Source organism: Streptomyces sp. MZ04 (assembly GCF_004684775.1).
In the GTDB taxonomy this organism is placed as follows: domain Bacteria; phylum Actinomycetota; class Actinomycetes; order Streptomycetales; family Streptomycetaceae; genus Streptomyces.
The window spans coordinates 18349-28175 of record NZ_SRIC01000089.1; the positions used below are offsets into that span (position 1 = coordinate 18349).

The following is a 9827-nucleotide window of genomic DNA, read 5'->3' on the forward strand; positions in this document are numbered from 1 at the left end:
TGCTGGGCATGGTCCTCTCCGCGGTCGCCGCCGCGCTGGTCTTCGAGGGCTGGACCACTCACCAGGTCTCCGCGGCGCAGACGTCACCCGTGCCGAAGGCGGCGGACGACGGCGATCCGGTGCTGAGCATCACCGGCGACAAGGTGGAGACCTCCGCCATGCCCGCCCGCACCGTCGCGCTCACCTACGACGGCGGGCCCGACCCGGTGTGGACCCCGCGGCTGCTCGAGCTCCTGCGCGAGCACCACGCGCACGCGACCTTCTTCCTCTCCGGCGCCCAGGCGGCCCGGCAGCCCGATCTGGTGCGGCAGATCCACGCGGCGGGGCACGAGATCGGCTCGTACCCCTACACCGGTGCCGACCTGGGCTCCGTGTCGGCGCAACGGGCCGGGATCGAGCTGTCGCTCACACAGACGGCGCTTCGCGGGCACCGCCGGCGTCGACACCCGGCTGCTGCGGCTGCCGCACACCACGCAGGCCGACACGCTGTGCGGCGGAGTGGACCGCGGCGCGACGGGCGGCAGCGGACGGCTACCGCCTGGTCGCCGCCGACCGGCCGTTCCGCAAGCCCGAGCAGGCGTGGTCAGGCAGTTCAGCCACACGAGCACCGCGTACAAGGAGACCGAGAAGCTGCTCGGCAACCGGAAGGTCGAGAAGGGCATCGAGTCCACCGTCAGATCCCTGCCGGCCTCCACCCACCGCCACCTGCGGATCGTGGTGATCGACGACGGGTCCACGGACCGCACGGCGGAGATCGCCGAGCGGATCCGCGATCCCCGGGTGACGGTGGTGCGCCAGGCCAACGCCGGCAAGGCGGCCGCCCTCAACACCGGTCTGGCCCATACGAGATACGACTACGTGGTCATGGTCGACGCCGACACGGTGTCAGGCGTGGCCTGCTCGGCAGATGGCAGCACCTGGAGTACGTCTTCGGATTCAATCTCGACCGCCGGATGTTCGAGGTCCTCGAGTGCACGCCGACGGTTCCCGGGGCCATCGGTGCCTTCCGCCGGGACGCGCTCATGGGCGTCGGCGGTGTCAGCGAGGACACCCTCGCCGAGGACACCGACCTCACGATGGCGCTGTGGCGGGCGGGCTGGCGGGTCGTGTACGAGGAGTCCGCGGTCGCCTGGACCGAGGTCCCCACCAAGCTGAGCCAGCTGTGGCGGCAGCGCTACCGCTGGTGCTACGGCACCCTCCAGGCGATGTGGAAGCACCGCAGAGCCGCCGTCCAGATGGGCCCCTCCGGGCGCTTCGCACGCCGGGGTCTCAGCTATCTCGCCGTCTTCCAGATCCTGCTGCCGCTGCTGGCGCCGATCGTCGACGTCTTCGCGGTGTACGGACTGCTCTTCGCCGGCTCCACGCAGTCGATCTGGGTGTGGGGGACCTTCCTCGTCGTACAGATGGTCGTCGCCGGATACGCGCTGCGGCTGGACGGGGAACGGCTGCGGACCCTGTGGTCGATGCCGTTCCAGCTCTTCGTCTACCGACAGCTCATGTACCTGGTGACCATCCAGTCCGTGGTTACCGCGTTGCTCGGCAACCGGCTCAAGTGGCATCGCATGCAGATCAACGTCCCGGTGGCCGGCCTCGGTTTCCCCACGTCCAAGCGCAGCGCCGTGAAGTGGGACGAGGCGAAGGCGAAGAAGCTCTTCGGCGAGCTGCGGGACGACCGGCCGGTGACCGTCCAGGAGAAGAGCCAGTGACCGTCCAGGAGAAGAAGTGACCGGCCGTCGCGGGCCCGGTCCCGGCGAAAGACTCCGGCGTCGGGAGATGTCCGAGGTACCGCCTACCCTTGTCACATGAGCAGCAGCGACCGGAGCGGGCCAGTGGGCGTCAAGGGAACATACGAGGTACGCACCTACGGGTGCCAGATGAACGTCCACGATTCCGAGCGGCTCTCCGGGCTGCTGGAGGGCGCCGGCTACGAACGCGCGCCCGAAGGCTCGGACGGCGACGCCGACGTGGTCGTCTTCAACACCTGTGCAGTCCGCGAGAACGCCGACAACCGGCTGTACGGCAACCTCGGCCGCCTGGCGCCGATGAAGACCAAGCGGCCCGGCATGCAGATCGCCGTCGGTGGCTGCCTCGCCCAGAAGGACCGCGACACGATCGTCAAGAAGGCCCCGTGGGTCGACGTCGTCTTCGGGACACACAACATCGGCAAGCTGCCGGTACTCCTGGAGCGCGCCCGGGTCCAGGAAGAGGCGCAGGTCGAGATCGCCGAGTCGCTGGAGGCGTTCCCCTCGACGCTGCCCACGCGCCGCGAGAGCGCGTACGCGGCATGGGTCTCCATCTCCGTGGGCTGCAACAACACCTGCACCTTCTGCATCGTGCCCGCCCTGCGCGGCAAGGAGAAGGACCGCAGGACCGGCGACATCCTCGCCGAGATCGAGACCCTGGTCGCTGAGGGCGTCTCGGAGATCACCCTGCTCGGGCAGAACGTGAACGCGTACGGCTCGGACATCGGCGACCGCGAGGCCTTCAGCAAGCTCCTGCGGGCCTGCGGGAAGATCGAGGGCCTGGAGCGCGTGCGCTTCACGTCCCCGCACCCGCGCGACTTCACGGACGACGTGATCGCCGCGATGGCCGAGACGCCGAACGTGATGCCGCAGCTGCACATGCCGCTCCAGTCCGGCTCCGACCCGGTCCTGAAGGCGATGCGCCGCTCGTACCGCCAGGACCGCTTCCTGGGGATCATCGAGAAGGTGCGCGCCGCCATGCCGGACGCCGCGATCTCCACCGACATCATCATCGGCTTCCCCGGTGAGACGGAGGAGGACTTCGAGCAGACGATGCACGTCGTCCGCGAGGCCCGCTTCGCCAACGCCTTCACCTTCCAGTACTCCAAGCGCCCCGGTACGCCGGCGGCGACCATGGAGGGGCAGATCCCCAAGGAGGTCGTCCAGTCGCGTTACGAGCGTCTGGTCGCCCTCCAGGAGGAGATCTCCTGGGAGGAGAACAAGGAGCAGGTCGGCAGGACGCTCGAGCTGATGGTCGCCGAGGGCGAGGGCCGCAAGGACGGCGCCACGCACCGCCTCTCCGGCCGCGCCCCCGACAGCCGTCTGGTCCACTTCACCAAGCCGGACACCGAGGTGCGCCCCGGCGACGTGGTGACCGTCGAGATCACCTACGCGGCGCCCCACCACCTGCTCGCCGAGGGCTCGGTCCTTGGCATACGCCGCACGCGCGCGGGCGACGCCTGGGAGAAGCGCAACACGGAGGCGGCGGCCAAGCCCGCGGGCGTGATGCTGGGGCTGCCGAAGATCGGCGCTCCGGAGCCGCTGCCTGTGGCCTCCGGCAGCGGCTGCGGCTGCGACTGACCGGGGAGAGTCGGCGATGACGGGGGAGAGACAGGAATGACGGGGGACGGGCGCAGGACGGCGCGCTGGGCGCTGCTGATGGAGAACCCTCCCGGGCCGGGGGCGTGGCATCTGTTCGAGCAGATGGCCACGGTGGAAGGCACGCACGAGGAGGCGGTGGAGCGGTTCGGGGAGTTCGTGCGCCTGTACCGCCCCAAGCACCCGCGATATCCGGTACGGGTGAGGCGCTTCCGCACGGGCAACGGCTGGATGGTGATCGGCGACGGTTCCTCGGGCGGCTCCTTCCCGTACCGGTTCTCGATCGCCGAGCTGGAGTGGGACTCGGGCCCGATCGCCTACTAGCGCGCGTTACGCTGCGGATCATGCTTGTCGCCGCAGCCGTCTGCCCCTGCCCGCCCCTGCTCGTGCCCGAGGTCGCCGCGGGCGCCGCCCCCGAACTGGACGCCGCGCGCGCGGCGTGCACGGACGCCGTCGGGGTGCTCGCCGCCGCACGGCCCGACCGGCTCGTCGTGGTCGGACCCGCCGAGCAGAGCAGGCGCGGGTGGCATCCGCAGGGGGCCCGTGGGTCCTTCCGCGGCTTCGGAGTGGACCTCGACGTACGGCTGGGGACCTCCGCCGATGAGGGCGCGGACGGCCTCCCGGAAGACCTCGCGGACGACGGGACGGAGCGTGAGCTTCCGCCTTCGCTCGCCGTGGCCGGCTGGCTGCTCGGACGCACGGAATGGTCGGCAGCCCCGCTGGACGGTCTCGGCGTGGGGGAACCTCTCGGGGCCGAGCGGTGTATTCAAGTCGGAGGGGACATCGCGACGCGGGCCGACCGGGTGGCGCTGCTGGTGATGGGCGACGCCAGCGCGTGCCGCACGCTGAAGGCGCCGGGGTATCTGGACGAGCGGGCGGTCGGCTTCGACGCGGAGGTCGCGCGTGCGCTGGGTGCCGCGGACGTCGAGGCGCTCAAGGGCCTGGACGAGCAACTGGCGTACGAATTGAAGGCGGCGGGCCGGGCTCCGTGGCAGGTGCTCGCGGGCGCGGCCGAGGGCGCGGGGCTGAGTGGCGAGCTGCTCTATGAGGACGCGCCGTACGGCGTTGGGTACTTGGTGGCGGCCTGGTCGTAGCCGCGGCCTCGCGCCGCGGTGGGCCGTGGCGGCCACGGAGGGCACAGCGGCGGGCCGGGCTCCGTGGCAGGTGCTCGCGGGCGCGGCCGAGGGCGCGGGGCTGAGTGGCGAGCTGCTCTATGAGGACGCGCCGTACGGCGTCGGGCACTTGGTGGCAAGCCGCCTGGTCGTATCCGCGGCCCCCGCTGCGGTGGGCCGCAGCGGCCACGGACGGCACGGCGACGGCCGCGGAGCTGATGGCGCTCCGCGGCCGTCCGCCGGTGCGGGTCGGCCGATGGCTCGGCCGGTCGTGCCGGGCCGGCGATGTGGCCCGTGACGTGTCCTTCAGGGGTTTCAGGGAGCCGGCGGGGGAGCCGGAGGAGTGGTGTCGCCACTGCCCGCGTCCTTGCCGTCGCCCGACGTCCCGGCGAGGCGGTCCACGGCGTGCTTCGCCTTGCCCGTGCCCGTCTGGATCTTGTCGCTGTACTTGCCCTTGGTCTTGGCGTCGACCACCTTCGCGGCCTTGTCGAGACCGTGGTCGATCTTGGGCGCGTGTTGTTGCGCGAGTCCCGAGACCTTGTCCTTGGCGGGGGCGAGCTTGTCCTTCAGTTTGTCCAGGAAGCCCATCGTTACCTTCCCTCACTGGGAGAGCTACTTGCGGGCGCCTTCACCGGCCTCGTTGTCGGCGGCCTCGTCCGCGGACTGCTGCTTCGGGATCTCCACACCCTCCGCGGCAGCGGCATCCGCGCTCTCGGCCTTCTCCTCGGCCTCGGGCTCGGTGTCGTCCGTGGCGGCGGACGCGGCCTTGTCGTCGGCCTTGTCCGCAGCCTCCGTGGCCTCGTTGGCCTCCTCGGCCTCCGCCCCGGTCCCGGCCTCGGAAGTCTCCTCGGCCGCTTCCGGCTCGGCCGTCAGGGTGGCGGCTGCCGCCTCAGTTGTCGACGCCTCTTCCGAATCCTTGGACTTCCTACGGAACCGTGAAAAAACACCCATAACTACTCCATACGTTACTCGTGTGGGCGAAATGCCGTGCCGCCCGGTGCGCCCTGTTGCGCCACCCGGGTCACCAGTCCTCGAAACCGGCGGCCGGAACCTCGCAACAGGCAACGACCCCGGACCTGGGGCGTCACGTAGCTCGTTCGGGAAGCGGCCGGGAGGTTTGCGAGACTGGAGCGGTGAGTAGCGCAGCTCCCGCCCCGCGGGTCATCGCCGTCGTCGGTCCGACCACGGCAGGAAAGTCCGATCTGGGTGTCTTCCTCGCCCAACGCCTCGGCGGCGAAGTCGTCAACGCCGACTCGATGCAGCTCTACAGAGGGATGGACATCGGGACCGCCAAGCTGACGCTCGAAGAGCGTGACGGAGTGCCGCACCACCTCCTCGACATCTGGGACGTCACGGAGGCGGCGAGCGTCGCCGAGTACCAGAGGCTGGCCCGCGCCGAGATCGACCGTCTCCTCGCCGCAGGACGCTGGCCGATCCTGGTCGGCGGCTCCGGGCTCTACGTCAGGGGAGCCGTCGACCAACTCGAGTTCCCCGGCACCGCCCCCGCCGTGAGGGCCCGCCTCGAGGAAGAGCTCGAGCTGCGCGGCTCCGGAGAGCTGCATGCCCGCCTCGCCGTCGCCGACCCCGGAGCGGCCCAGGCCATCCTGCCCAGCAACGGGCGCCGGATCGTCCGCGCCCTCGAGGTCATCGAGATCACCGGCAAGCCCTTCACCGCCAACCTCCCGGGCCACGAATCCGTCTACGACACCGTCCAGATCGGCGTGGATGTGGCCCGCCCCGAACTCGACGAACGGATCGCCACGCGCGTGGACCGCATGTGGGAGGCCGGCCTCGTCGACGAGGTGCGTGCCCTGGAGGCCGCGGGGCTGCGCGAGGGGCGCACGGCATCGCGTGCGCTCGGGTACCAGCAGGTGCTCGCGGCGCTCGCGGGGGAGTGCACCGACGACGAAGCGCGCGCCGAGACCGTGCGCGCCACCAAGCGCTTCGCGCGCCGCCAGGACTCGTGGTTCCGCCGCGATCCACGCGTGCACTGGCTCAGTGGTGCGGTGGCCGATCGAGGGGAACTCCCGGCACAGGCGCTGACGTTGGTCGAACGAGCGGTCACAGCCTGATCACGTGATGGCATCGGGACGCTCCGGCGGTCATCCCGGCCCCTGGCGCCGTGCCATCATCGACCATCGATCGATCAGTGGAGTCCGGAGTGGGAGGGCGGATGGCGATGGAGGCCGGCCCTCGTGACACCGCGCATGACGGCGGCGAGCTGACCCCCGACGGGCCCGACGCGGAGCTGGACGGCGTCACCGACGACGGCCCCGGCGCGGACGAGATGGCCACCGCCGAGGTCGAGGTCGAGCTCCGCCCGCAGCGCCGTCTGCGCATCTGGCAGCTCGCGCCGATCGTCGTCCTCGCCGCGGCAGGATCGCTGATGTTCGCCTTCCCGCTGGCCTTCGAGTTCGGTGACGGCGGTGCCGTCGTCGCCATGCTCGGACTCCTCATCAGCTGCTGCGCGGCGGGCTGGGGCATGATGGCCGCGCGTCGCGTCGGTCACACCTGGCCGGGGCTGCCCGAGCGTGGTTCCGGCAAGCGCCCCGACTGGCGTGTCGTCTCCGCGTACGCCCTGGTGTTCCTGGCCGCCGCGGTCCTCGCCGTGTGGCGGGTCGCCCGCCTTCGCTGACGGCGTCGTACGAGGTCAGGGCCCATCCGGCGACCGCCAGGGCGGAGTGTCGTAGCCACCCCGTACGATCGAGGAATGAGCACGCGGATCGCCTTCCTCAAGGGGCACGGGACCGAGAACGACTTCGTGATCGTGCCCGACCCCGACAACGCCATCGAGCTGCCCCCGGCCGTCGTGGCCACCCTGTGCGACCGCCGCGCGGGCATCGGGGGCGACGGTCTGCTGCACGTCGTACGGTCCGCGGCGCACCCCGAGGCGCGGCATCTGGCGGACCGGGCCGAGTGGTTCATGGACTACCGCAACGGCGACGGTTCGATCGCCGAGATGTGCGGCAACGGCGTGCGTGTCTTCGCCCGCTATCTGCAGCGCGCGGGGCACGTCGGCGAGGGCGACCTGGCCGTCGCGACCCGTGGCGGCGTGAAGACCGTGCACATCGCCAAGGCCGAAGCCGGCGGTGACATCACCGTGGGCATGGGCAAGGCGATCCTCCCCGAAGGGGACGTCACCGTCTCCGTGGCCGGCCACCACTGGCCCGCCCGCGACCTGGACGTGGCCGACCACCTCTGGCCGGCGCGCAACGTGAACATGGGCAACCCGCACGCCGTGGCCTTCGTGGCGGATCTCGACGAGGCGGGCGCCCTGCTGGCGCCACCGCCCTTCAGCCCGGCGTCGGCGTACCCGGACGGTGTGAACGTCGAGTTCGTGGTCGACCGCGGCCCGAACCACGTCGCCATGCGCGTCCACGAGCGCGGCGCGGGCGAGACCCGCTCGTGCGGCACGGGCGCGTGCGCCGTGGCCGTCGCCGCCGCCCGCAGGGACGGCGCGGACCCCTCGGTCACCGGTACGCCGGTGACGTACACCGTAGACCTGCCCGGCGGGCGCCTGGTGATCACCGAGCGCCCCGACGGTGAGATCGAGATGACCGGTGCCGCGGTGATCGTCGCCGAAGGCGAGATCGACGCGGACTGGCTCGAAACAGTAATCCCGTGAACTGTCGCTCGAATGGGTGATCCGTTTCACGCTCGGCGAGAGGCGGTCAGCGGCGCGTGATGGGCTCGGTAGCATCAAGCACCGGCCCGGACGGACCATGCTGTCGTCCGCTCACCGCCGGTCGGAGCAGCCGGAGGTGCCCATGAGTGCGGAGGCCACAAACCCTGCGATGCCTGGTCCCGTGACGCCCGGAGCTCAGCGCAGGCGCGGTCGTCCGCGGCTTGACCTGCGCAGGCTCGGCCGGGCGGCCCTCATGGGAGGGGCCACGCGCGACCGGCTTCCGGACGCGATCGGCCATGTGGCGGAAGCCCATCGCGCCCACTACCCGGACGCCGACCTGGAGCCGCTGCGCCGCGCGTGGGTCCTCGCCGAGTCCTCCCACCGCGGCCAGATGCGCAAAAGCGGTGAGCCGTACATCACACATCCGCTCGCCGTGACGCTGATCCTCGCCCAACTGGGCGCGGAGATCACGACCTTGACCGCGTCGCTGCTCCACGACACCGTCGAGGACACGGATGTGACGCTCGATCAGGTGCGTACGGAGTTCGGCGACGACGTCTGCTATCTGGTCGACGGCGTCACCAAGCTCGAGAAGGTCGACTACGGCGCGGCCGCCGAGCCGGAGACCTTCCGCAAGATGCTCGTCGCCACCGGCAACGACGTGCGCGTGATGTCGATCAAGCTCGCCGACCGCCTGCACAACATGCGCACCCTCGGCGTCATGCGCCCCGAGAAACAGGCACGGATCGCCAAGGTGACCCGGGACGTGCTGATTCCGCTCGCCGAGCGGCTCGGCGTACAGGCACTCAAGACCGAGCTGGAGGACCTCGTCTTCGCGATCCTCCACCCGGAGGAGTACGAACACGTCAGGTCGCTGATCGCCGCCGACGCGGAGCGGGACGGCGACCCGCTGGAGGAGACGGCCGACGACGTACGGGGAGTGCTGCGCGAGGCCGGCATCGCCGCCGAAGTCCTCATCAGGCCACGGCACTTCGTCTCCGTCCACCGCGTGCACCGCAAACGCGGCGAGCTGCGCGCGGCGGACTTCGGGCGGCTCCTCGTGCTGGTGAACGAGGACGCGGACTGTTACGGCGTCCTCGGCGAGCTGCACACATGCTTCACGCCGGTCGTCTCGGAGTTCAAGGACTTCATCGCCGTACCGAAGTTCAACCTGTACCAGTCGCTGCACACCGCCGTGGCCCGCCCCGACGGCGAGGTCGCCGAAGTCCTCATCCGTACGCACCAGATGCACAAGGTGGCCGAGGCGGGCGTCGTCGCCCTGCGCAATCCCTACGCTCCTCCTTCGGAGGAGCAGTCCGACACGGCTTCCGGCGACGCCGTCGACGACGGTGAGCGCGCGGACCCGACCCGGCCCGGCTGGCTCTCCCGGCTCCTCGACTGGCAGCAGGCGGCCCCCGACCCGGACACGTTCTGGTCCACGCTGCGCGAAGACCTCGCCCAGGACCGGGAGATCGCCGTCTTCCGTCCCGACGGCGGCACGCTCGGGCTGCCCGCGGGCGCGACGTGTGTGGACGCCGCCTACGCCCAGTACGGCGAGGACGCCCACGCCTGCATCGGGGCGCGCGTCAACGGCCGCCTGGCGACGCTCAGCACGGTCCTGCGGGACGGCGACACGGTGCAGCTGCTCATGGGGCAGGACGTGGCGTCCGGGCCCTCGCGCGAGTGGCTCGACCATGCCCGCACCCCCGCCGCCCGGATCGCCATCCGGCGCTGGCTCACCAGCCACCC

At 71.1% G+C, this 9827-nt stretch carries 9 protein-coding genes and 1 pseudogene; 8 read left to right on the forward strand and 2 right to left on the reverse strand.

The window, feature by feature from the left end:
* Positions 1 to 8: 8 nt before the first annotated feature.
* From E2651_RS45380 to E2651_RS19935, 4 genes and pseudogenes are all read left to right on the forward strand, one after another.
* A pseudogene (locus tag E2651_RS45380) lies at positions 9 to 1706 on the forward strand (bifunctional polysaccharide deacetylase/glycosyltransferase family 2 protein).
* 96 nt (positions 1707 to 1802) lie between these two features.
* On the forward strand, positions 1803 to 3323 hold the full coding sequence (gene miaB, locus E2651_RS19925) for a tRNA (N6-isopentenyl adenosine(37)-C2)-methylthiotransferase MiaB (RefSeq protein WP_135332536.1): 1521 nt from the start codon (positions 1803 to 1805) through the stop codon (positions 3321 to 3323).
* Between the two features lie 36 nt (positions 3324 to 3359).
* The gene (locus tag E2651_RS19930; protein WP_135332537.1) at positions 3360 to 3665 is read left to right on the forward strand and encodes a hypothetical protein; all 306 of its coding nucleotides are present in this window, start codon (positions 3360 to 3362) and stop codon (positions 3663 to 3665) included.
* Between the two features lie 20 nt (positions 3666 to 3685).
* Positions 3686 to 4435 (forward strand): class III extradiol dioxygenase subunit B-like domain-containing protein, encoded by a 750-nt coding sequence (locus tag E2651_RS19935; RefSeq protein ID WP_135332538.1) that lies wholly within the window; start codon positions 3686 to 3688, stop codon positions 4433 to 4435.
* A 333-nt stretch (positions 4436 to 4768) separates the two neighbouring features.
* On the opposite strand, the gene E2651_RS19945 is transcribed toward E2651_RS19935, so the two are convergent.
* Both E2651_RS19945 and E2651_RS19950 read right to left on the reverse strand, forming a co-directional pair.
* Complete coding sequence (locus E2651_RS19945) at positions 4769 to 5041, reverse strand: antitoxin (RefSeq protein WP_135332540.1); 273 nt, start codon at positions 5039 to 5041, stop codon at positions 4769 to 4771.
* Between the two features lie 24 nt (positions 5042 to 5065).
* A complete protein-coding gene (locus E2651_RS19950) occupies positions 5066 to 5404 on the reverse strand; it encodes a hypothetical protein (protein WP_135332541.1) in 339 nt (112 codons plus the stop codon).
* A gap of 182 nt (positions 5405 to 5586) precedes the next feature.
* Between E2651_RS19950 and miaA the strand changes: the two genes are divergently transcribed.
* The 4 genes from miaA to E2651_RS19970 form a co-directional block, all read left to right on the forward strand.
* Positions 5587 to 6525 carry a tRNA (adenosine(37)-N6)-dimethylallyltransferase MiaA gene (gene miaA, locus E2651_RS19955; RefSeq protein ID WP_135332542.1) on the forward strand — a complete coding sequence of 313 codons (939 nt, stop codon included), beginning with the start codon at positions 5587 to 5589 and terminating at the stop codon, positions 6523 to 6525.
* A 101-nt stretch (positions 6526 to 6626) separates the two neighbouring features.
* Positions 6627 to 7088 carry a hypothetical protein gene (locus E2651_RS19960; RefSeq protein WP_135332543.1) on the forward strand — a complete coding sequence of 154 codons (462 nt, stop codon included), beginning with the start codon at positions 6627 to 6629 and terminating at the stop codon, positions 7086 to 7088.
* Positions 7089 to 7163: 75 nt separating this feature from the next.
* Entirely contained in the window at positions 7164 to 8078 is a 915-nt protein-coding gene (dapF, locus tag E2651_RS19965; protein ID WP_135332544.1) for a diaminopimelate epimerase, read from the forward strand.
* Positions 8079 to 8220: 142 nt separating this feature from the next.
* Positions 8221 to 9827: HD domain-containing protein (locus E2651_RS19970; RefSeq protein WP_135332545.1), on the forward strand; the 1607-nt coding region annotated here is incomplete at its 3' end.

Bases quoted from the DNA above. Each gene is read 5' to 3' on its own strand.
- E2651_RS19945 (WP_135332540.1), bottom strand. From the start codon at position 5,041: ATGGGCTTCCTGGACAAACTGAAGGACAAGCTCGCCCCCGCCAAGGAC.
- E2651_RS19950 (WP_135332541.1), bottom strand. From the start codon at position 5,404: ATGGGTGTTTTTTCACGGTTCCGTAGGAAGTCCAAGGATTCGGAAGAG.
- miaB (WP_135332536.1), top strand. From the start codon at position 1,803: ATGAGCAGCAGCGACCGGAGCGGGCCAGTGGGCGTCAAGGGAACATAC.
- E2651_RS19960 (WP_135332543.1), top strand. From the start codon at position 6,627: ATGGCGATGGAGGCCGGCCCTCGTGACACCGCGCATGACGGCGGCGAG.
- E2651_RS19930 (WP_135332537.1), top strand. From the start codon at position 3,360: ATGACGGGGGACGGGCGCAGGACGGCGCGCTGGGCGCTGCTGATGGAG.
- dapF (WP_135332544.1), top strand. From the start codon at position 7,164: ATGAGCACGCGGATCGCCTTCCTCAAGGGGCACGGGACCGAGAACGAC.
- E2651_RS19935 (WP_135332538.1), top strand. From the start codon at position 3,686: ATGCTTGTCGCCGCAGCCGTCTGCCCCTGCCCGCCCCTGCTCGTGCCC.